The following is a 21,487-nucleotide window of genomic DNA, read 5'->3' as shown; positions in this document are numbered from 1 at the left end:
TGGTGCAGTATGGCCCGCGATGCGCAGAGGACTCATGCACACGATCGCCTGGTCGCTGGCCACGGGCGCGGCGGTCACGCTGTCCTGGTGGGGCGTCCACACGGTCATGTCCGGCACCGTCTACGACCCGCCGCGCGCCCTGCCGCTCGCGGGCGACGACGGCGGCGGGAGCGGGCCGCTGTCCTCCTCGACGCACCGCCCCGAGCCCACCCCGAAGGACGAGCCGTCCAAGTCCCCGGACGAGGGCCGGGAGCCGACGAAGTCGCCTGATCCCACCAAGCCGTCCAGGAGCAGGACGAACACCCCCGAACCGCCGCCGCCCACCCGGTCCGGCACGGGCGCGGTGAAGGGCTACAACACCGAGGGCGGCCGCGTCGTCCTCGACATCGGCGACGACTCGGCGACGCTGGTCTCCGCGACCCCGGCCGCGGGCTGGTCGGTGCAGACGTGGAAGCAGGACAAGTGGATCCGCGTGGAGTTCACCGGGGGCGCGGCCAAGGTCTCGGTCTTCTGCACCTGGCACGACACCGCGCCGCGGGTCGACATCAATAAGTACTGATACGCGTACGGAAGCGGCTGCCGCCCGACGCGGCGCCGGAGCTCAGCGGAAGACCGAGGGCGCCGGCGCTCAGCGGAAGACCGAGGGCGGCGGCGCGGGCGACGCGACCGCGTTCGCGTCGGTGACGGCGACCGCTCCCCCGCCGAAGTCCCTGAGCCCGCGCCCGTGTTCGACCCTGCCGGGGTGCGGGTCCCCCGCGCTGCGCCGGGTCAGTTCGGCGATCGGCAGCGCCTGGTCGGAGCCGAGCAGCACCGCGTTCCCGAACCGTCTACCGCGCAGGACGGTGGGGTCGGCGACGAGCGCGAGTTCCGGGAAGAGGGCGGCCGCCGTGGCGAGTTGGCCGCGCAGATGCGTGAGCGGCGGCCCGTCGGCGAGGTTGGCCGCGTAGTACCCGCCGGGCTTGAGGACCCTGCGCACGTCGGTGAGGAATTCCGTGCTGGTGAGGTGGGCGGGGGTGCGGGCCCCGCTGAAGACGTCGGCGATGACGAGGTCCGCCCAGCCGTCCGCGATCTTCGCGAGCCCCTCGCGGGCGTCGGCACCGCGTACGCGCACCCGGGCGCCGGGGTCCAACGGCAGTTCGCGGCGGACGAGTTGGATGAGCGCGGTGTCGCGTTCGACGATCTGCTGGGTGGAGCGGGGGCGGGTCGCGGCTATGTAGCGGGCGAGGGTGAAGGCGCCGCCGCCGAGGTGCAGGGCGTGGACGGGCTTGCCGGGCGGGGCGACGAGGTCGGCGATGTGGCCGAGCCTGCGCTGGTACTCGAAGTCGAGGTGCTTCGGGTCGTCGAGGTCGACGTGGGACTGCGGGGCGCCGTCCACGAGCAGCGTCCAGGCGCGCGGCCTGTCCCGGTCCGGCATGAGTTCGGCGAGTCCGCCGTCCACCTTTTCGACGACGGCTTCCCGCGCTTCCCGGGTCCGCTTGTTCCTTGCCATCAGGCCATTATCGACGCCCGGCGCGGAAGCGGCCCGGCGACCATGGAGGGGCGGTGTCCAGGCGGTACGAGCAGGTGGCGCCGAGGGGGTGCGGGAGCGCTCAGCGGCAGTTGTCGGCGGCCTCGATGGTGCGGGCGGCCTGCCCGAGGGCGGCGCGCAGGACGGCCGGGTCGGTGACCGGGTCGGTCTCGCCGGGCGGCAGCAGCCAGCCGGTGCCCGCCACGGGCGGCTCGGGGACGACGGGGCCCGGATCGGGGGCCGCGTACACGCTCATGCCGCGCCCGAAGGTCTGCGTACAGGCGCTGCCCGGCAGGTCCCAGCCGTCGGCGGTGCCCGGCGGCACCAGGAAGCCGAGGGTGTCGCAGCTCCCGTCGTGCAGCACGGGCCCGATGGTGTCGCCCGCGCCGCGGCGCAGGATGTCGACCGCTTCGAGCCCTTGTCTGGCCGGGACCGTGACCAGGTCGCAGCATTCGTCGTCGCAGGACGCGGCGTACCCCGGCAGTTCGCTGCCGTCCTGGGTGGGCCAGTGCCGTGCCGTCGTCAGTGATGCCGGGGACGCGCCGCTCCCCGCACCGGAGCCGCCGTTCTCCATGCCGATCTCCAACAAGGGGACCCCTCCTCGCCAGTAGGGGAAGCCGCGTAGCTCCCCCTCCGCATGGTTCAACGCGAGCCGGCGTCAACAGGCACTGCGGCACGCCGCCGCAAAGGATGGCAGTTCATGGCGGATCCCGGGTGAGATATCCGGTTTGTAGCCAAACTCCGCGTGCCCGACCCCACACAGCCTGTACGTTCGTGCTCCGCCGGAACAGGGGCAGCCACGCGAGCGATCACGAGCGCGGGGGCGTGCGCGGTCCGGCCACGATCCACACCATGAGGGTCACGATCCGCACGAGGGGGTCCGGCCATGGCGTCGTCACCAAGGGCATCGTCAACTCAGTCCCCGCGACCGAATCTTGTCTTCCGCCAGCTGCGCGGGCCGCGCTCACCGGGCGAGTTCGCCGCGGCGGTCCGCCGGGCCGCCCGTGAGATCGGCGAGCGGGTCAGCTGCGACGCGCGCTACATCGGGCGCGTCGAGTCGGGCGAGATCCGTTGCCCCAACTACGCCTACGAGCGCGTGTTCCTGCACATGTTCCCCGGCAGGACGCTGACGGACATGGGGTTCCTGCCCCGCGCCCAGGTGCGCGGCCGGGGGGCTCGCGACAGCAGCGACGCGCCCCTGTCGCACACCAAGCTCCAACCCGAGCCCACGATCCAGTTCTACGAGTCCCGTCCGGACGGGTCCGACCCCCGCGCCTGCGACCCGTACGCGATCCAGATCCACGAGGAGAGCGACGTGCAACGTCGCGCGTTCATGACCGGCTCCACGGCCACCGTGGCCGCCGCCCTGGGGCCCATCGGGCTCTCCCTGGGCGGCCGGGCCGAGGCGGCGGGGCCGCGCGGCCGCCGGGTCGGGGCGGCCGACGCCTGCGCGGTCGAGGAGGCCGTCCGCAGGATCAGGCTGCTCGACGACCGGCACGGGGCGGACGGTCTCTACCGGCGCGCGGCCGCCCCGCTGCGGGCCGCCTACACGCTGCTCGACACGGGCACCACCCGGCAGTCGACCTCCGAACGGCTGTACGCGGGCGCCGGTGAACTGGCCATCTCCGTCGGCTGGCTGGCGCACGACTCGGGCCGCTTCGACGACGCCCGCTCGCACTACGCGGAGGCCCTCGCCACCGCGCGGATGTCCGGCGACCTCGGCGTGGAGGCGCACGCCTTCTGCAACTCCGCCTTCCTGGCGCGCGACGCGGGCCGGCCCCGCGAGGCGGTGCGGGCCGCGCAGGCCGCCACCGGCGCCGCCCGGCACCTCGGCTCGCACCGGCTGCTCTCCCTCGTCGCGCTGCGCGAGGCGGGCGGCTGGGCGGGGCTCGGCGACCGGGCGGGCTGCGAGCAGTCGCTGACCCGCGCGCACGCCCTCTTCGACCGGGGGGCCGCGGAGGACGACCCGGAGTGGATGAGCTTCTACGGGCCCGCCGAGCTGGAGGGCCTGGAGGCGCAGTGCTGGTCCGCGCTCGGCGACTGGGAGCGCGCGGCCAGGCACGCGCGGCTCGCGGCGGCCACCGCGCTCTCCCAGACGCCCCAGTTCACCAGGAACATCGCGCTCTACACCGCCGAGCTCGCCGACGACCTGGCCCGCGCGGGCCGCCCCGACGAGGCGGCGACGGCGGGCCTGCGGGTGCTCTCGCTCCTGGACGAGGTGCAGTCCTCGCGCGTCCAGTCGATGCTGGCGACGACGGCGCGGGTGCTGCTCCCGCACCGCAGGGCGTCCGGCGTGAGCGGCTTCCTGGAGCGGCACGCCTCGCTGCCCCGGGTGGGATAGCGGGACGGCACCGCCGGCGGGTCAGGACAGGTGCCCGGTCTCGTTCCACGACTCGACGGCGGGCTCTCCGTAGGCCCAGCCCAGGGTGGACAGGGACGTCGGGTTGAGGCGGATGCGGGCGGCGAACTCGATGCCGAGGCCGAGCCAGCGGGCGCCGATGACGCGCAGGATGTGGCCGTGCGCGAAGACGAGGACGTCACGGTCGGCGGAGCGCGCCCACGCCACCACCTCGTCCGCGCGTGCGGCGACCTGCGCCAGTGTCTCGCCCCTCGGGACGCCGTCCCGCCAGATGAACCAGCCGGGGCGGACCGCCTGGATGTCGGCCGGGGTCATCCCGTCGTACGCGCCGTAGTCGAACTCCATGAGCGCGTCCCAGGTGGTGGCGCGGTCCCCGAACCCGGCGATCTCGCAGGTCTCCCGCGCGCGGGAGAGCGGGCTCGTGCGCACCTCGACGTCGGGCAGACCGTCGTACGGGGCCCGGTGCAGCCGCTCACCCAGGAGCTTGGCGCCGCGGCGGCCCTCTTCCAGGAGCGGGATGTCCGTCCTGCCGGTGTGCTTCCCGGACAGTGACCATTCCGTCTGTCCGTGCCGGGCCAGCAGGATGCGGGGTGCCATGGGGGGACCTCTTCGAGTGGACTTTTACTGCTTTGTACGGACAGGGAGTGCCCGCCCTCTCCATCATCACCCACCCGCGATCAGCCGCTCGTCCGGGCTGGCAACCCGCTCGCCGATCTCTGCGTCTAAGACCACCGGGGGATGCCTCGGCTCCCTTCGCGTCACCGTAAGGTGATGCGGCGGCGTACGCCGCATGAACAGAGACGAGTGGGGGACCGACCGGATGCCGAAGACCGACGCGCCGGGCACCGGAGGCATATCCGAACACCGGCTTCGCTGGTACACGGAACTGCCGCTGATCGTGCTGGTGTACGCCGCGTACTCGGCGGGCCGGCTGGTCGTCCGCGGTGACGTGGCGAGCGCCGTGGACCACGGCATCGGGATCCTGAGAGTCGAGCAGTTCCTGCGGATCAACGCGGAGCACCCGCTGAACCGTCTCTTCACCGAGCACGCGTGGATCGGCGTCCCCGCCGACTTCTGGTACGCCTCGCTGCACTACCTCGTCACGCCCGCCGTGCTGATCTGGCTGTTCCGCAGCCGGGCGGTGCACTACCGCGCGGCACGCGCGTGGCTGATGATCTCCACCATGATCGGCCTGGTCGGCTTCACGCTGCTGCCCACCTGCCCGCCCCGGCTGCTCAGCGCGGGCCACGGCTTCGTCGACACCATGGCGCAGTACAGCAGCTACGGCTGGTGGGGCGGCGAGGCGAGCGCGCCGCGCGGGCTCGGCGGCATGACCAACCAGTACGCGGCGATGCCCAGCCTGCACGTCGGGTGGGCGCTGTGGTGCGGCGTGATGCTCTGGCGGCACGGGCGCACCCCGCTGGCCAAGGCGGCCGGTGTCGCCTACCCGCTGATCACCACCATCGTCGTGATGGGCACCGCGAACCACTACTTCCTCGACGCGGTCGCGGGCGCCGCCGTGATGGGCGTGGGCCTGCTGCTCGTCCGGCCGGTGCGACGCCTCACGGACCCCCTGATGGACCGGCTGCGTGCGCTCTTCGCGCGCACCACCGCCGCCCCTTCGGCCACTGCGCCCTCGATTGTCAGTGCCGGATGCCAGACTTCGGCGGGTGAGCGAATTCCCCGACAGCGCAAGCAGAGTGCCGACCCCGGCGCCGAGCCGAGTGCCAGCCCCGCCGACGCGGGGGACGGCGCTCCGGCACCAGCTCGCTGAGCTGCGCGGCCCCGACGTTCCGCCCCGTCCCCTCGACGCCCGCGCGCTCGCCGCGCTCGCGGCCAACCCCGGGTGCGCGCGCCGCGCGCTCCTGGACGGCGCGGGGGTGGACAAGACGGCGCTCGCCTCGTCCCTCGGCTCGCCCTCCGGCTTCGGCCAGTCCCAGTTCGCGTTCATGCGGGGCAATGCCTTCGAGGCGCGGGTCAAGGCCGACGGCGGCGCGGAGCTGCTGCGTCTGACGCACGGGCGCCTGGGCGGCGGGCCCGAGCCGGTGCCCGGCGAGTCCGCCGTGCCGGACCTGTCGGCCGCGGGCCCCGAGGGCCGCGCGGCCCGCACCGCGCTCGCGCTGCGCGAGGCCACCGGGTCCGGCGGCTGGACGCTCCTGGACCACCCCATGCTGGCGCTCGACGTCGCGGGGACGCCCGCCTTCCTCGAACCCGACGCGGTCGTCGTCCACCCCGACGGGGGCTGGACGGTCGTCGAGATCAAGTCCTTCCCGATGATCGACGGTTCGGCGGACGCGGCGAAGGTGGGCGCGGCGGCGCGGCAGGCCGCGGTGTACGCGCTGGCCCTGGAGCGGGTCGCCGAGCGTATGGAGAACCCGCCGCGGGTGCGCCACCACGTCCTCCTGGTCTGCCCCAAGGACTTCTCCAACTTCGCCACGGCGTCCGCGGTCGACGTCCGCAAGCAGCTCTCCGTGACCCGCCGCCAGCTGGCCCGCCTGACCCGCGTCGAGGACATCGCGGCGTCCCTCCCCGAGGGCACCACGTTCGACGTGCGGCGCCCCGCGGAGGAGCTGACGGCGGCCGTCGAGGCGGTCCCCGCGACGTACGCACCCGAGTGCCTGGCCGCCTGCGAGCTGGCCTTCCACTGCCGGGACCGGGCCAGGGACGAGGGCGAGGTGACCTCGCTCGGCCGCTCGATCCGGGGCGAGCTCGGCGGCCTGACGACGATCGGCGAGGTCCTCTCGGCGGCCCTCGGCACGAGCGGCGACCCGGACGACCCCGCGGTGGCCGCGCTGCGCAGGGCGGCGTCCCTGCGATCGGAGGCCCTCGCGGGAGCGGGCACGGTCGCCTCCGGCGGGGGTTCGGCATGCTGAGGCAAGGGGGCGGGCCGGTGGGTTCGCGTGGGGACGGGCGGCTGGGGAGCGGCGGGAATCCCCTGGCGGGCGGCGTACGGGACGGTGGCCGCGGCCGCGTCCTGCGGCCGGAGAGCACACGCGCTCGCGCGGACGGAAGCGCTCGCGAGGCGGGGCACGGCACGCCGAAGCCTCACGGCCTGCCGGTACGCGTACGCACCCGTCCGGACAGGACCGTCAGCCACGGGAATCCCCCGGCCGGCGACAGGCAGGGCGGGCACGGCGGTGTGCCGGTCCGCGCAGACGGGCACGGCCGTGTGCCGGACCCCGAAGGCGGGCACGGTGGGCGTGGTCCGTGGTCGGAGAAGGGGCGCATGTGTCACTGATCGACAGCCTTGCCCGGCTCGAAGCCGTCACCACGGGGCGCGCGCAGCCCCGTGCCACGGTGCGTCACCGGCATCTCTCGCAGCGGCCCCTCGTGCTTGTCCCGCTCACCACCGCGGGCGAGGCGGGCGCCCCGCTCGGCGCGCTCGTCGGGACCGAGCGCACAGCGCCGCGGCTCCTCGTCGTCCCCCAGCCCCGCGACCGCGACCTGCGCTTCGCCTTCCTCGCGGAGCTCGCCGAGATCGTCCTGCCGTACGTCGACGGGTTCGCGGCCGACGTCGAGGCTGCCGAGCGCAACGAGACCGACGCCGAGACCGGCAAGCGGGTCAAGGTCGAGGTCGAACTGTGCGCGGACGCGCCGCAGTTGATCGTGCCGAGCCGCGCGGGCATCGAGTTCGTGCGGCTGCTCGGCCGTTCCATGCGCTTTCGCAGGACCGCCGAGCAGGACCCCGAGACGCCCTATCCCGCCCCGCCCCGCGTCCCGCTGCTCGGCCGCTGGCTCACGCACTTCGGGGAGCGCGCGAGGGTGCCGGGATCGGCCCTGCTCACGGCGATGACCGAGCTGCTCTCGCGGCACTGGGCCACCGGCCAGTCCAGCCTGGAGGACCAGCACCTGGGCGCCCTGCTCGCCTGGATCGAGGCCCCCGATGGCACCTCGGGCGCCGAGGCCGCGCGCCGCGCCGAGCTGGCCCGCGACCCGGCCGGCCAGCTGCTCTGCCCGCCCGCGGGCCCGGCCACCGACCCGGCCTTCGACAACGACCTGCTCGCCCCCGCCATGGAGCGCTACGACCGCGCGAGGACCGCGCTCGCCGCCGCCGAGGACGGCGTCGAGGCGGACGCCAGGCTGGCCGCGCTGACCGCGGCCGAGCGGGAGATCCACGCCCTGGTCGAGAGCAGGACCCGCCCCACCTGGGACGCGGTGTGGCGCGGCCTGGACGCCCTGTGCACGCTCCCGACGGCCCCGCACGCCGCCGACCGGTGGACCCGTGACCGCTGGTCGTTCACCGGCCACCGGGACCGCGTCACCGCGGGCGAGCCCCCGCAGCCCCGGGTCGACGACGCGATCACCGCGGCGAACAAACTGGCCACGCGCGAGCGCGAACAGGCCCGCCTGGACGCCCAGGAGGCCCTCGACGACCCGCTGGTGATGGCGGGCAGGCGGCTCGCGGGCGAGGCGTTCACCGGGGAGGTGACCGAGGTCGTCATGGCGTACAGCGAGAGCAAGAACCCGCGCCCGCGCCCCCTGGTCACCGTGCGCACGGACGACCGTCCGCACCTGGGCGAGCGCACGAAGGTGTACCGCTCCCTCCAAGGCAAGCCGCAGACCGCCGAGTTCGTGGGGTACGAGGACGGGAGCCCCGACCCGCTCGTCGTCCTGCGCCTCACCGACAAGATGGGCCGCGGCAAGGAACCCGACGAGGGTTCGGTGCCGGTCAAGGGCGACCGGATCTGCTGGACCCTCTTCGAGCACGAGCAGCGCGGCGGGCCCAAGCTGCCCGACCCGGAAGCCACCCCGTGGACGCACGGCGGCCCGCCGTCGGACGCCGCGGAGAGCCCCGACCCCGTGACCGCGGAGGACACCCTGTGATGCAGCTCGCCCCGCCCGCGGGCGGCACCTTCGACCCCGGCGCGGAGGCGGCGCGCGCCACCGACGCGATCCTCCACGACACGCTGCACGGCGCCCACCGGGGCGTCGTGGTCGACTCGCCGCCCGGCGCGGGCAAGTCGACCCTGGTGGTCCGCGCGGCCCGCGAACTGGCCGCGGCGGGACGCCCGTTGATGGTGATCGCACAGACGAACGCGCAGGTGGACGACCTGGTCCTGCGGCTCGCCGAGAAGGACCCCGAGCTGCCGGTGGGCCGTCTGCACAGCAGCGATCCCGATCCGTACGACAAGGCGCTCGACGACCTGGCGAACGTCCGCAAGTCCACCAAGGCGGGTGACCTCGCGGGCCTGGACGTCGTCATCTCGACGGCCGCGAAGTGGGCGCACGTCAAGGTCGACCAGCTGGCCGCGCCGTGGGGGCACGCGATCGTCGACGAGGCGTACCAGATGCGGTCGGACGCGCTGCTCGCCGTGGCCGGGCTGTTCGAGCGCGCGCTGTTCGTGGGCGACCCGGGGCAGCTCGACCCGTTCTCGATCGTCGGCGCGGAGCAGTGGGCCGGTCTGTCGTACGACCCGTCGGCCTCGGCCGTGACCACGCTCCTGGCCCACAATCCCGAACTGCCGCAGCACCGCCTGCCGGTGTCCTGGCGCCTGCCTGCCTCGGCCGCGCCGCTCGTCTCGGCCGCCTTCTATCCGTACACGCCGTTCCGCAGCGGCACGGGGCACGACGACCGTGCGCTCGACTTCGCGGTGGCGTCGGACGGTTCGGGTCCCGACGAGGTGATCGACGAGGCGGCGCGGGCGGGCTGGGGCCTGCTCGAACTCCCCGCGAGGAACACGCCGCGCACGGACCCGGAGGCCGTGCGGGCGGTGGCGCTCGTCGTCCGCCGCCTCCTCGACCGGGGCGGCGCGGCCACCTCGGAGCGCTCCCCGGACCCGGCGCCGCTCACGGCCGACCGGATCGCCGTCGGCACGGCGCACCGGGACCAGGCGGCGGCGGTGCGGGCGGCCCTCGCGGGGCTGGGCGTCGCGGATGTCACCGTGGACACGGCGAACCGTCTCCAGGGGCGTGAGTACGACGTGACGGTCGTGCTGCACCCGCTCTCGGGCCGCCCGGACGCCACGGCCTTCCACCTGGAGACGGGCCGCCTGTGCGTCCTCGCCTCCCGCCACCGCCACGCCTGCATCGTGGTCTGCCGCGCGGGCGTCGACGCCCTCCTGGACGACCACCCCGCCACGGACCCGGTCCAACTGGGCGTCACGGTCAAGTTCCCGGACGGCTGGGAGGCCAACCACGCGGTCCTGGCCCGCCTCTCGGAACACCGAGTGAGGTGGCCCCACCAGCCGCCCCGCTAGCCACATCCGCACCGTGGTTTCGCGCAGTTCCCCGCGCCCCTCACCTGCCCCTGCGGACGCCCCCGTCAGGGGCAGGTGAGGAACTGCGCGCTCAGCGCGCGATGAGCCGCAGTCGCGTCTGCCGAGCGACCTGGCAGACGCGACTGCGGCTTTTTCGTGGTTGCTCGCGCCGTTCCCCGCGCCCCTTACGGGGCAGAGCCCACCGCCCCCTCCGACGGGGCAGAGCCCACCGCCCCCTCCGACGGGGCAGAGCCCACCGAGCCCAGAAGGGACAGAGCCCCCGGCCCACTTGTGCGGCGGGGGAGAATGGGTGGCGGTCGGAACCGGACGGACGGCCTGTGTCGGATGAGGAGGACGAACCATGGCGGAGCCCGAGCGGCCCCGGACCGAACAGCGCATGCGCCCCGCGCCGCTGCTCTTCGAACCGGCGGAGGCCGCCGCCGACCCGGAGCACTTCTTCGACCTGGAGTCGATGGAGGACCCCCGTGAGCTCCTGGACCGGGCGACCGAGCTGACGCACGCGTTCCGGGCCGCCACGGACCGGTCCGTGGAGTTCCAGGCCATCGCCGCGGCCCAGCTCGCCGACCCGCGCCGGTTCGACCGGATGACGACCGCGCTCATCGCGGAGCGCGCGGAGTGGACCGAGGACTACGCCGAGAAGATGGTCGAGTTCGGCAGGGACCTGCTGCGCGGGAGAGCCGAGCGCCAGGACTGAGCGCCGGAACTGAGCGTCAGCGCCGAGCGCCCGCCCCCGTGCGGCCACGCGCGGACCGAAAAGATCAGTTGGCATATGCCAGGAGGGCAAGGTACTCCACCTCACCCCCCGTTGTCCCGGTTTCCCGCAACTCTCAGAAATGGAATCCTCACTACCGGTAGACCTGTCTGCCATGAACGCCCCCACCCCCACGACCGCCACCCCCACGACCCTCACCCCCACGACCCTCGCCCGCGACGCCTGTGACGTGACCGCCGACGGCGCCGCCTGGCTCGCCTCCGCCGAAACGTATCCGCGCAGCACCCTCGCGTACTGGCGCTGCCGCCCCTGCGCCCCCGCCGTGCTCCCCTGCGGCGCCGCCTTCGACGTGGTCAGCGTGCCCGCCGTGTTCGGGCGGCGGATGCTCGACCGGTTATGGGAGGAAGGCCCCGGCTCGGGGCCCGTCGCCACGCACCGCGGCCGGATGCTGCTCTTCACGGCCCCCGGCACCGCCCAGCGGCTGCCGAGCCTGCTCGCCTGGGAGGAGTGGGGCCGCGCCGTCCCCTCCGTGCTCTGTCACGGCACCGGCGACGCGGTCACCGTGCCGCCGCCCACCGCGGGCGCCGGGGACACCGGCCGGACCGCCCCCGCCACCCACCTGGAATCCCGCTGGCTGGTCGCCCCCGACACCCGGCACCCCTGGCTGCCGGGGCCCGAGGTGATGCTCTGGGCCTGTGTCCGCGCGGCCCGCTCCGCCGCCTCGTCCGCGGTGCGCATATCGATTTTTCCTGGCGGCGATCAGGGTGCTAAGGTCTACGACGTCAGCAGGCGCCGCTAGCTCAGTTGGTTAGAGCAGCTGACTCTTAATCAGCGGGTCCGGGGTTCGAGTCCCTGGCGGCGCACAGACAACGAGAAGCCCCTCGCGAGAGCGAGGGGCTTCTCGCGTGTGCGGGGGCACCGGGCGCGGGCCCCTCAGCCCGTCGCGACCCGCACCGTCCACGCCCCCGACGCCGTCCGCCCCGCCACCTCGACGCGTACGTCCGTACCGGGCACCGTGAAGCTCTCCCCCGCCCGCACCGGGGCGTCCGCCAGCTGCGGATACACCGATTCGCCCCAGCAGGACTCCGACTCCGGATGGGCGTCGACGACCTCGACGGGGCCGCCGCCCGACGCCGTACCGCCGCGCACCTGGTAGATGAGCACGCCCTCGCTGCACGTCGCGTGGTCGTTGCCCGTGGCGCCGCGCGCCTCGATGGCGATCGCCGTGTCCCGGCCGGTGCGGACCACCGCGAGCTTGGTGCCGCCGAGCGCGCCGCGCGCCGGGACCGCCGACAGCGGTTCCAGGGTCAGCCGCTCCGTGCCGCCCGTCACGCACCGCACCTGCCGCGGCTCCAGCCAGCCGAGCTTCCACTTGTGCCAGCCGAAGAGGTCGGGGGCGAGGCCGAACTGGCTGCCCATGACGTCCCAGTCCCCGACGTAGGTGTCCCAGTCGCCCTTGCCGTCGGTGGGCCGGTGGTAGAGGTCGGGCAGGTCGAAGACGTGGCCGGTCTCGTGGGCGAGGACGTTGCGGTCCGGCGGGTGCCGCTCGAAGACCGTGACGATGCGCCGCAGGTCCGTGCCGTCGGCCCGCATCGGACGGTCGAAGTTCACGACCTTGGTGGCGTCCGAGTCGACGCCCGGCGCGTCCGGGTCGGCGACGAAGTAGACGATGTCGTACCGCGAGAAGTCGACGTGCGGATCGGCCGCGGCCACCGCGTCGCGCAGATAGGCGCCGCGCCGCTTGGCGTTCCAGTCGCGCTGTATGGCGTACGCCGTGGAGTCCTCCGGCATCTCCACCCAGGCACGCTGCGGGTGCGGGCGCAGCGCGAACTTGCCGTACGAGGCGCGCTCGAAGAACCGGCTCGTGGCCGGGAAGTAGTCGGCGGTGAGCTCTTCGGGGGTGGTCCGCGGCGGGGAGTCGGGGAAGGACAGGAAGACCATCACCGCGTGCAGGGTCCTTGCCGGGCGCGGATAGGAGGCGTTCCAGGTGTCGAGGCCCTCCGAGTGATGGGCGGGCGTACGGCGCAGGGCGCACGGGCCGCCCGCCGATTCGGCGATGGCGGGGCCCGCGACGAGCGAGGTCGCGGCAAGCGCGGTCAGCGAGGTGAGCAGGGCCGCGGTGGTGCGCAGGGAAGATTTCTCCCCTCCACGGGTGAGTCCCCAAGGGGGGAGCTGACGCGGCACGTCGACCTCCGGGTGCGGAATGCGGGACACCCCACCCACCCTGTGATGTTTTGTTGAAGTTCGCCCTGTTTGTCTGGCCCTTCCGAGTGAGCGAGGGGCATCCGGACGACACCCCGGACGCTCACAGAACGTCACAAGCGATCGGCTCGCAAAGGAACCAGTTCACTGCCGAGCAGAAACGATCTGCCGTCGGCCGTGGGCCGCACCCCGCACCGCGGCGCGGCTGGAAAGGGCCTCTGGCCTGCCTCTATGATCGGCACACTTTCCTGCGCGGGCCCCGGTTCCGGACCACGGCCCGCCAGCTGCCCGCCGCCCGACGAGACCTGTTCGAGAACAACAGCACTGCGGGAGCAAGCGGTGAACGGAACGTCAGAAGGGCCACCGCCCACGGCGGTCACGGCACCCGGCCGCGCCGGGCCTGCCGTCACTCAGAGTCGCCCCCCGGGGCCGGCCGACTACCGCGCCGCCTTCACCGGCGCCCCGCTCCCCCTCGCCGTCGTCGACGCCGACGGACGCGTCGTCTGCGCCAACGACGCCCTCGCCGAGCTGCTCGGCGCCGCCGCCGACGTACTGGCCGGACGCGCCGCCGCCGACCTGGTCGACCTGGCGTCCGACGCCCGCACCTGGCACGCCTACCGCGAGGTGCTCCGCGGCCGGCAGGCCAAGCTGCGCTGCACCCGCCGCCTGAAGCATCCCGACGGGCACTCCCTGTGGGTGCAGGTCACGGTCCAGCCGCTGCCGGACGCGCGGGGCAGGGGCGAGGGCGAGCGCGCCGTGCTGCTGTCCGCCGCCGACATCAGCGCGCGCCGCGAACTCCAGGCCAGGCTGCGCCATGTGCAGATGCACGACCCGGTGACCCGGCTGCCCAACAGGAACCTGTTCTTCGAGCGGCTCGCCTCCGCGCTCGAAGCGGGTGCGTACGACGACACGAGCACCGGCCGGATCGGCCTGTGCTACCTCGACCTGGACGGGTTCAAGGCGGTCAACGACACGCTCGGCCACCGGATCGGCGACCGGCTGCTCGCGGCGGTCGCCAAACGCCTCACGCACTGCGCCGACGGGGCAGCCGGGTACGGCAGGGGGTCGGCGCCCCTGGTGGCGCGCCTCGGCGGTGACGAGTTCGCGCTGCTCGTCGAGGAGTCGACCGGCACGGACCAGCTCGCGGACCTCGCGGAGGCGGTCCTGAAGGCACTGCAGGAACCGTTCGACCTCTCCGGGCAGCGGCTCTCCGTCTCCGCGTCCATCGGCGTCGTCGAACGGCGCGCGGCCGGCACCACCACGACGGGGCTCATGCAGGCCGCCGACACCACGCTGTACTGGGCGAAGACCGACGGCAAGGCCCGCTGGACCCTCTTCGACCCGGAGCGCAACGCCCACCGCATGACCCGCCAGGCGCTGGCCAGTTCACTGCGGCCCGCCGTCGAGCGGGGCGAATTCATCCTGGACTACCAGCCGTTGGTGGGTCTCGCCGACGAGGACGTGCGCGGGGTCGAGGCGCTGGTGCGCTGGCGGCACCCGCAGTTCGGGCTGCTCACGCCGAATCGGTTCATCGGACTGGCGGAGGAGGACGGGTCGATCGTGCAGCTCGGCCGGTGGGTCCTGCAGACCGCCTGCCGGCAGGCGCGGCGCTGGCAGCTGGCGCATCCGGAGCGGGATCCCGTCTTCGTGAGCGTCAACGTCGCGGTGCGGCAGGTGTGGGACTCGGACCTGGTCGCCGACGTCGCGGAGATCCTCGCCGAGACCGGACTCCCCGCGGAACTCCTCCAGTTGGAACTCACCGAGTCCGCCGTCATGGGCTCGGCGGGACGGCCGCTCCAGGCCCTCCAGGCGCTCAGCGACATGGGCGTGCGGATCGCCATCGACGACTTCGGCACCGGGTACTCGAACCTGGCGTACCTCAGCCGCCTCCCGGTGTCCGTCCTGAAGCTCGACGGGTCGTTCGTGCGGGGTTTCCAGTACGAGGAGGGCGAGGCGCATCTGAACCCCGCCGACGAGGTCATCGTCGAGGCACTCGTGCAGCTCGCGCACCGGCTGGGGCTCACGGTGACCGCGGAGTGCGTGGAGACGGCGTCCCAGGCCGGGCGGCTTCGGCGGATCGGGTGTGACACGGGGCAGGGGTGGCTCTACTCGCGGGCCGTCCCGCCGGATCGTATCTCCGCGATGTTGCGGGGCGCGCCGTAACGGGTGCCCTCGCCAGGGGCGCGGGGAGCTGCGCGCTCAGCGCGCGAAAAGCCGCAGTCGCGTCTGCCGAGTTACCTGGCAGACGCGACTGCGGGTCTTTCATGGTTGCGCGCGCAGCTCCCCGGGCCCCTTACGGGGCCCGACTCACGCCGTAGGCAACCCGTACGCGTCGGCGATGAGTTCGTACGAGCGCAGGCGCACGTCGCCACTGTGCGCGTTGCCCGTGATCATCAGTTCGTCGGCGCCGGTGCGCTTGGCGAGGTCGTCGAGGCCGGTGCGGACCTCGTCGACGCCGCCGTGGATGACGTTGGAGTTCCAGGTGGTCATGAACTCCCGCTCCATGGGGCTGAATTCGTACGCCTCCGCCTCCTCGGGGGTGGGCACGAGGCCGGGGCGTCCGGTGCGCAGGCGGACCATGTTCAGGGCGGCGGCCCGCACCTGGCGGCGGGCCTCCTTCTCGTCGTCGGTCGCGAGGGCCGAGACGCCGATCAGGGCGTAGGGGGCGTCGAGGACCGCGGAGGGCTTGAAGGACTCGCGGTAGAGGTCGAGCGCGGGGATGGTGTTCTGCGCGGAGAAGTGGTGCGCGAAGGCGAACGGCAGACCGAGGACACCGGCCAGGCGGGCGCTGAAGCCGGAGGAGCCGAGCAGCCAGATCGGCGGGCGGTGGGTGGACTGCACACCGCCGGGCGAGGTCGCCTGCACGGGACCGGGCACCGCGTGGATGCGGCCGTACGGGTGACCGTCGGGGAAGTCGTCGTCCAGGAAGCGGGTGAGCTCGGCGAGCTGCTGGGGGAAGTCGTCGGCGCCCTCGTTCAGGCGCTCGGCGCGGCGCAGCGCGGCCGCGGTGGCGCCGTCGGTGCCGGGGGCGCGGCCGAGGCCGAGGTCGACGCGGCCCGGGGCCATCGCCTCCAGCGTGCCGAACTGCTCGGCGATGACGAGCGGCGCGTGGTTGGGCAGCATCACGCCGCCGGAGCCGAGCCGGATGCGGCCGGTGTGGGCGGCGAGGTGGGCGAGGATCACGGCCGGGGACGAGGAGGCGACGCCGGGCATGGAGTGGTGCTCGGCGACCCAGTAGCGGTGGTAGCCGCGGCCTTCGGCGAGCTTGGCGATCTCGACGCTGGTGCGCAGCGCGTCGGTGGCGGTGCGCCCCGCGCCGACGGTCACCAGGTCGAGCACGGACAGGGGCACGGGCGCGGTGCCGTGCCGCTCCCCCTGGATGCCGTCGTCACGGGTGCCGCGGTCACGGGTGCCGTCGCCGGTCGGGTCCACTGTCACTGAGGGTGCCTCCTGCACTGCGTACATGCGTCACGTGGGTACGGCGGAGCCAACAGGAGGCTCTCTCCGTTTATTCCCCCCGCCCGCTTCCCCTGCCGCCCGCACCACTACCGTGCCGACCATGGCTGAACCACTGAAGACCCTCGTCGACGGAGTCGAGGTCGAGGTGCCCAACACCATTCCGGACATCCGTGCCGCCCTGCCCGACGAGCGCCGCGCGGAGTTCGACCGGGCCATCAACGCGGCCGGGGTCGACGAGATCCACGCGGTGATGCGGCACTGGATGCTGGAGGCGGTGCCCGATCCGGACGCCGAGGAACGGCTCGCCAGGCTGGCCTCCGACGAGGCGGAGCGGCGGGGCCCGTCATGAGCCCCCGCCACCGCCGCGGCCACCGCGTCACCTATGCGCCGCCCGCCGACGACACCCTGGCCAAGATGGGCGAGGCCGACGCGTTCCGGGCCGCGCTGACCCGCACGGTGGCCCGTGATCCGTACGGCCACGGCTCCACGCCCGTGCGGGACGACCCCGACCGCAGGGAGGCGACGGTCAACGGCGCCATCGTCCTGTACTACGTCTCCGGGTCGGTCCAGACGTTAACCGTGGTCCGGCTGATCCTCAGTCCCTGACCTCTCAGCCGCGACCTCCTCAGTCCCTGACCTGGACCAGCGGTTCCTTGGTGAACAGGGAGCCGAGCGCCGGGGCGTTCAGACGGCGCGAGGCGAGCCGAAGGGCCTCCCAGACCGTGACCTGGTTGGCCGTCAGGACCGGCTTGCCGACGGCCTCCTCGACCTCGCGGACGTACGCCGCGGTGTGCAGCGCGGTGTCCGGCAGGAGCAGCGCCTGGGCGTCCGCGTGATCGCCTTCGCGGGCCAGCGCGAGGACCTCGTCGCGGCCCCAGGTACCGACCTCCGCGGCCGTGATGATGCCGCTCCCGCGCACCGAGACGACCTCGGCGCCCGCGTCCTTCAGGAACGCGGAGAAGTGCCCCGCCACGTCGTCCGGGTAGGTCGCCGCGATCGCCACCCGGGTCGCGCCCACCTCCTTCAGGGCGTGCGCGAAGGCGAACGACGTGGAGGACGCGGGCAGCCCCGCCGCACGGGCGAGGCCGCGCACCTGCTCGTGCGCGCCCTCCCAGCCGAAGACGAAGCTGGCGCTGGTGCACGCCCAGACCACCGCCTCCGCGCCGGAGAGCCTGAGTTCCTCCACGCCGGCGGCGAGCCGGTCGGCCGAGCCCATCTCAAGCAGTGCGTCGACCCGGTGGGCGTCCACCCCGATGTCCGTGTGCACGACCTGGAGCCGGACATCGCTGCCGAGCATCTGCTCCATGCGGGGGTAGTCGTCCTCTGCCGAGTGCCCCGGGTAGAGAAATCCGAGTGCCGTCACGTCCAGCCTCCTCCTTCTGCGGGTGGTCCCGCGGCCGGCCCGTCGGGCAGGCCGTGGCCCTGGGGCGGCGCGGGCGGGTTCAGCGGACTCGCGCCCGGCCTGGCCGCGGGATCGATCAGTGCCTGATAGGGCCCTACCGCACGCGTACCCAGCCTGCGCAACGCGGACCACATCGTCACCTGGTTCGCCGAGAGCACCGGCATGCGCAGCTCCGCCTCCAGCTGCGGGATGACGTCGTACGTCGGGAGGTTGGTGCAGCTGATGAAGAGGGCGTCGACCGCGCCCCCGACCGCGCGCCGCGCCATGTCGGCGACGTCCCGGTAGGGGACCTTCCAGATGTGCCGGGTGAGGCCGAGATAGGCGCGGCCCGTGACGTGGACACCGGCCTCGGCCAGGTACTGCTCCAGGGCCTGGGTGACCGACCAGGTGTAGGGCGTCACCAGTGCGATGCGCCGGGCGCCCAGTTCGTCGAGGGCTTCCAGGAGCGCGCCCGAGGTGGTCACCGAGGCGACCGCGCCCTCGCGCGTCATGGCCTCGCACATGGCCCGCTCGCCCGCGGTGCCGCCGACGAAGCTGCCCGAGGTGCAGGCGTAGGCGAGGACTTCGGGTTCGGCGGCGCTGAGCGCGCGTACCGCCTCCCCCAGCGTCTCGTGTTCGCTGACGACGCGTGCCAGGTCGAGGCTGACCTCGACGGGCACGTACGGCGTACGGGTCAGATGGAGGGAGATCTCGTCCGGGATCCACCGCCACAGTTCGCGGTCCAGGGCGAAGTCGAAGGGGGCGACGACACCGACACCGCGTTGCGGTTGCGGTCCGCCGAGAAAGGAGACGTCCATGAGCAGGCCCCAAGTTCGTGCGTGCTGATCAGGGACCGGCCGGGGGCCGGGACGAGCGATGCCGGCGACGCGCCGGGACGTCGGGACGGGGATGCCTGTGCGGCGGGCCGCACAGAGTGTGCTAGCGGATGCACGGACAGTACTCGGTTCGCGAGGCGCCTGTACGGCAGTACCTCTGTTGACGAAGGTAGGTTCGGGTGCCAGCGTGGTCAATCCGCACATCTCAGACGGCCGAGCAAATACTTCTCCAGGGAAGCGGAACCACATTGCGAAACGGTTTCCCCTCGATGTCCGAATCAACTGTTCTCGTCCTTGACGCCGAGCCTCCGGAGCCCCCGCCCCGGCTCGGCAGACTCACCGGCCGGGCCCGGATCCTGCACGCGGACGAGTCGAATCTGGCCGACCAACTGCCGCTCGCGGACGTCCTGTTGGTCTGGGACTTCAGTTCCCACGCGGTCCGCGACGCCTGGCCGGGCGAGGGGCCGAGGCCCCGCTGGGTGCACACGGCGAGCGCGGGCGTGGACCATCTGATGTGCCCGGAACTCGCCGCGTCCGACACGGTGGTCACCAACGCCCGCGGCGTCTTCGACCGGCCGATCGCCGAGTACGTCGCGGCCCTCGTGCTCGCCATGGCCAAGGACCTGCCGCGCACCCTCGATCTGCAACGCGAGCGCGTCTGGGAGCACCGCGAGACCCGCAGGGTGGGCGGCACCCGGGCGTGCGTGGTGGGCTCGGGGCCGATCGGCAGGGCGATCGTCGACACGCTGAAGGCGCTCGGGATCACCACCGCGCTGGTCGGCCGCACGGCGCGGTCCGGGGTGCACGGGCCCGCCGACCTGGACAGACTGCTCGCCCGCGCCGACTGGGTGGTGTGCGCGGCGCCGCTGACCGACGACACCCGGGGCATGTTCGACGCGCGGCGGTTCGGCGTGATGCAGCCTTCGGCGCGGTTCGTGAACATCGGGCGCGGCGCCCTGGTCGTCGAGGCCGATCTGGTGGAGGCCCTGACCAAGCGGTGGATCGCGGGCGCGGCCCTCGACGTCTTCGAGCAGGAGCCACTGCCCCGCGAGAGCCCGCTGTGGACGGCGCCGGGGCTGCTCGTCTCGCCGCACATGAGCGGCGACACGGTCGGCTGGCGGGACGAACTGGGCGCGCAGTTCGTCGAGTTGTACGAGCAGTGGGCGGCCGGAGAGCCGCCGGCGAACGTGGTCGACAAGAAACGTGGGTATGTCCCAGGACATTGATCGCCCGCCGATCGCCCGCTGATCACCCCCGATCACTCCCGACCGCCTCCTGAGGAGCGTGCATGACTGAGCTCACGGATCTCACCGCCGTACAACTCGTCGACGGCTACCGCAAGGGCGAATTCAGTCCGGTCGACGCGACCCGTGCCGTGCTGGGGCGGGCCGAGGAGAGCCAGGGCGCGGTGAACGCGTTCGTGCGGATCGATCCCGAGGAGGCGCTCGCGCAGGCCACGGCCAGTGCGGAGCGGTGGCGGCGGGGTGCGCCGCAGGGTCTGGTGGACGGCGTTCCGGTGTCCGTGAAGGACCTGCTCCTGATGCGCGGCGGGCCGACCCTGCGCGGCTCGCGGACGGTGCGCGCGGAGGGCAAGTGGAACGAGGACGCGCCCGCGGTCGCCCGGCTGCGCGAGCACGGCGCGGTCTTCGTCGGGCGCACCACCACTCCGGAGTTCGGTTGGAAGGGCGTCACCGACGGTCCGCAGAGCGGCATCACCCGTAATCCGTACGACACTTCACGCACCTCGGGCGGCTCCAGCGGGGGCAGCGCGGCCGCCGTGGCGGCCGGTGCGGGCCCGCTCTCGCTCGGTACGGACGGCGGCGGTTCGGTACGCATCCCGGCGGCGTTCTGCGGGATCTTCGCGCTGAAGCCGACGTACGGCCGGGTGCCGCTGTATCCCGCGAGCCCCTTCGGCACGCTCTCGCACGTCGGGCCGATGACCAGGGACGCGGCGGACGCGGCGCTGATGATGGAGGTCATCACCGGCCCCGACGCGCGCGACTGGTCCCAGCTGGGTCCCGTGGCGGGCAGTTTCCGGGCCGGCGTCGAGGGCGGTGTGCGCGGTCTGCGCGTCGCCTACTCCCCCTCGTTCGGCGGGCAGGTCGCGGTGCGGCCGGGGGTCGCGGCCGCGGTGCGCCGCGCGGTGGAGTCGCTCGCCGCGCAGGGGGCGTACGTCGAGGAGACCGACCCCGACTTCTCGGACCCGGTGGAGGCCTTCCACACCCTGTGGTTCAGCGGGGCCGCCCGCGTGGTGCAGCACCTGGCGCCCGCCCAGCGCGAGTTGCTCGACCCGGGCCTGCGGGAGATCTGCGGGCAGGGCGCCCGCCACAGCGCGCTCGACTATCTCGCCGCCGTCGACGCCCGGATGGACCTCGGGCGCCGGATGGGCCGCTTCCACTCGACGTACGACCTGCTGGTCACGCCGACGCTGCCGATCACCGCGTTCGAGGCGGGGGTGGAGGTCCCCAAGGGTTCTGGCCACCGGCGCTGGACGGGGTGGACCCCGTTCACGTACCCCTTCAACCTCACCCAGCAGCCCGCGGCGACGGTGCCGTGCGGCGTCGACGAGGACGGGCTGCCGGTCGGCGTACAGATCGTGGCGGCGCGCCACGCGGACACGGTGGTGCTTCGTGCGGCGCACGCGTTGTACGAGGCGGGGGCCGGGGGGATCGCTCCGCCGGCCCCTGCGTGGGGCCAGGGCGACTAGGGTCTTTCGTTTGGATCAGGCCGGATCAGGGAGCGGGGTCTGGTGCGTGCGATCGCAAGGCGGAGGAGGGCGGCAACGCGGAGCGTTGGCAACCGACGACAACGCC

General features: G+C 73.6%; 20 protein-coding genes and 1 tRNA gene. 14 read left to right on the top strand and 7 right to left on the bottom strand.

Going from position 1 to position 21,487, the window contains the following annotated elements:
* The first annotated feature begins 19 nt into the window (after nucleotides 1-19).
* Nucleotides 20-559: a hypothetical protein gene (locus tag ACIO9J_RS36845; RefSeq protein ID WP_402009240.1), complete on the top strand. Its 540-nt coding sequence runs from the start codon at nucleotides 20-22 to the stop codon at nucleotides 557-559.
* Nucleotides 560-628: 69 nt separating this feature from the next.
* Here the strand turns inward: ACIO9J_RS36845 and ACIO9J_RS36840 are convergent, their stop codons facing one another.
* Together ACIO9J_RS36840 and ACIO9J_RS36835 are read right to left on the bottom strand one after the other, a co-directional pair.
* Complete coding sequence (locus ACIO9J_RS36840; protein ID WP_402009238.1) at nucleotides 629-1,489, bottom strand: spermidine synthase; 861 nt, start codon at nucleotides 1,487-1,489, stop codon at nucleotides 629-631.
* A 100-nt stretch (nucleotides 1,490-1,589) separates the two neighbouring features.
* Entirely contained in the window at nucleotides 1,590-2,096 is a 507-nt protein-coding gene (locus ACIO9J_RS36835; RefSeq protein WP_402009237.1) for a hypothetical protein, read from the bottom strand.
* A 297-nt stretch (nucleotides 2,097-2,393) separates the two neighbouring features.
* Here ACIO9J_RS36835 and ACIO9J_RS36830 point away from each other — a divergent pair, with 297 nt between their 5' ends.
* Nucleotides 2,394-3,848 (top strand): tetratricopeptide repeat protein, encoded by a 1,455-nt coding sequence (locus ACIO9J_RS36830; RefSeq protein WP_402009235.1) that lies wholly within the window; start codon nucleotides 2,394-2,396, stop codon nucleotides 3,846-3,848.
* Between the two features lie 21 nt (nucleotides 3,849-3,869).
* On the opposite strand, the gene ACIO9J_RS36825 is transcribed toward ACIO9J_RS36830, so the two are convergent.
* Nucleotides 3,870-4,463 (bottom strand): histidine phosphatase family protein, encoded by a 594-nt coding sequence (locus ACIO9J_RS36825; protein WP_402009234.1) that lies wholly within the window; start codon nucleotides 4,461-4,463, stop codon nucleotides 3,870-3,872.
* A gap of 223 nt (nucleotides 4,464-4,686) precedes the next feature.
* Between ACIO9J_RS36825 and ACIO9J_RS36820 the strand changes: the two genes are divergently transcribed.
* The 7 genes from ACIO9J_RS36820 to ACIO9J_RS36790 all read left to right on the top strand — a co-directional run bounded on the left by ACIO9J_RS36820 (nucleotide 4,687) and on the right by ACIO9J_RS36790 (nucleotide 11,659).
* Entirely contained in the window at nucleotides 4,687-5,640 is a 954-nt protein-coding gene (locus tag ACIO9J_RS36820) for a phosphatase PAP2 family protein (RefSeq protein WP_402009376.1), read from the top strand.
* Nucleotides 5,591-6,739, top strand: coding sequence for a hypothetical protein (locus tag ACIO9J_RS36815; RefSeq protein WP_402009232.1), 1,149 nt, complete (start codon nucleotides 5,591-5,593; stop codon nucleotides 6,737-6,739). Before ACIO9J_RS36820 ends, ACIO9J_RS36815 begins: the two co-directional genes overlap by 50 nt.
* 355 nt (nucleotides 6,740-7,094) lie before the next feature.
* Nucleotides 7,095-8,690 (top strand): hypothetical protein, encoded by a 1,596-nt coding sequence (locus ACIO9J_RS36810; RefSeq protein WP_402009230.1) that lies wholly within the window; start codon nucleotides 7,095-7,097, stop codon nucleotides 8,688-8,690.
* Nucleotides 8,690-10,063 (top strand): AAA family ATPase, encoded by a 1,374-nt coding sequence (locus ACIO9J_RS36805; protein WP_402009228.1) that lies wholly within the window; start codon nucleotides 8,690-8,692, stop codon nucleotides 10,061-10,063. The genes ACIO9J_RS36810 and ACIO9J_RS36805 overlap by 1 nt, the downstream gene beginning before the upstream one ends.
* 361 nt (nucleotides 10,064-10,424) lie before the next feature.
* Nucleotides 10,425-10,778 (top strand): hypothetical protein, encoded by a 354-nt coding sequence (locus tag ACIO9J_RS36800; RefSeq protein WP_402009226.1) that lies wholly within the window; start codon nucleotides 10,425-10,427, stop codon nucleotides 10,776-10,778.
* A 172-nt stretch (nucleotides 10,779-10,950) separates the two neighbouring features.
* Entirely contained in the window at nucleotides 10,951-11,595 is a 645-nt protein-coding gene (locus ACIO9J_RS36795; protein WP_402009225.1) for a bifunctional DNA primase/polymerase, read from the top strand.
* Nucleotides 11,586-11,659 (top strand) — tRNA-Lys (locus ACIO9J_RS36790). The genes ACIO9J_RS36795 and ACIO9J_RS36790 overlap by 10 nt, the downstream gene beginning before the upstream one ends.
* A 70-nt stretch (nucleotides 11,660-11,729) precedes the next feature.
* On the opposite strand, the gene ACIO9J_RS36785 is transcribed toward ACIO9J_RS36790, so the two are convergent.
* Nucleotides 11,730-13,010 carry a M6 family metalloprotease domain-containing protein gene (locus tag ACIO9J_RS36785; protein ID WP_402009223.1) on the bottom strand — a complete coding sequence of 427 codons (1,281 nt, stop codon included), beginning with the start codon at nucleotides 13,008-13,010 and terminating at the stop codon, nucleotides 11,730-11,732.
* Between the two features lie 327 nt (nucleotides 13,011-13,337).
* Between ACIO9J_RS36785 and ACIO9J_RS36780 the strand changes: the two genes are divergently transcribed.
* Nucleotides 13,338-15,161, top strand: a complete 1,824-nt coding sequence (locus ACIO9J_RS36780; protein WP_402009222.1) for a putative bifunctional diguanylate cyclase/phosphodiesterase — start codon at nucleotides 13,338-13,340, stop codon at nucleotides 15,159-15,161.
* Between the two features lie 144 nt (nucleotides 15,162-15,305).
* On the opposite strand, the gene ACIO9J_RS36775 is transcribed toward ACIO9J_RS36780, so the two are convergent.
* Nucleotides 15,306-16,436 (bottom strand): LLM class flavin-dependent oxidoreductase, encoded by a 1,131-nt coding sequence (locus ACIO9J_RS36775; RefSeq protein ID WP_402009220.1) that lies wholly within the window; start codon nucleotides 16,434-16,436, stop codon nucleotides 15,306-15,308.
* Nucleotides 16,437-16,557: 121 nt separating this feature from the next.
* On the opposite strand from ACIO9J_RS36775, the gene ACIO9J_RS36770 reads away from it, so the two are divergent.
* Both ACIO9J_RS36770 and ACIO9J_RS36765 read left to right on the top strand, forming a co-directional pair.
* Nucleotides 16,558-16,806: a hypothetical protein gene (locus tag ACIO9J_RS36770; protein ID WP_402009218.1), complete on the top strand. Its 249-nt coding sequence runs from the start codon at nucleotides 16,558-16,560 to the stop codon at nucleotides 16,804-16,806.
* Nucleotides 16,803-17,063, top strand: coding sequence for a hypothetical protein (locus ACIO9J_RS36765; protein ID WP_402009216.1), 261 nt, complete (start codon nucleotides 16,803-16,805; stop codon nucleotides 17,061-17,063). Before ACIO9J_RS36770 ends, ACIO9J_RS36765 begins: the two co-directional genes overlap by 4 nt.
* A gap of 19 nt (nucleotides 17,064-17,082) precedes the next feature.
* Here the strand turns inward: ACIO9J_RS36765 and ACIO9J_RS36760 are convergent, their stop codons facing one another.
* Entirely contained in the window at nucleotides 17,083-17,820 is a 738-nt protein-coding gene (locus ACIO9J_RS36760; protein WP_402009215.1) for a decarboxylase, read from the bottom strand.
* On the bottom strand, nucleotides 17,817-18,656 hold the full coding sequence (locus ACIO9J_RS36755) for a decarboxylase (RefSeq protein WP_402009213.1): 840 nt from the start codon (nucleotides 18,654-18,656) through the stop codon (nucleotides 17,817-17,819). Before ACIO9J_RS36755 ends, ACIO9J_RS36760 begins: the two co-directional genes overlap by 4 nt.
* A gap of 287 nt (nucleotides 18,657-18,943) precedes the next feature.
* On the opposite strand from ACIO9J_RS36755, the gene ACIO9J_RS36750 reads away from it, so the two are divergent.
* Nucleotides 18,944-19,900 (top strand): D-2-hydroxyacid dehydrogenase, encoded by a 957-nt coding sequence (locus ACIO9J_RS36750; protein WP_402009212.1) that lies wholly within the window; start codon nucleotides 18,944-18,946, stop codon nucleotides 19,898-19,900.
* 62 nt (nucleotides 19,901-19,962) lie between these two features.
* On the top strand, nucleotides 19,963-21,381 hold the full coding sequence (locus ACIO9J_RS36745) for an amidase (RefSeq protein WP_402009210.1): 1,419 nt from the start codon (nucleotides 19,963-19,965) through the stop codon (nucleotides 21,379-21,381).
* The last annotated feature ends 106 nt before the right edge of the window (nucleotides 21,382-21,487 follow it).

Source organism: Streptomyces sp. NPDC087300, assembly GCF_044744425.1.
Taxonomy (GTDB): Bacteria; Actinomycetota; Actinomycetes; order Streptomycetales; family Streptomycetaceae; genus Streptomyces.
Note: the sequence above shows the minus strand (reverse complement) of the source record. Positions and strands in the feature narration are given on the sequence as shown.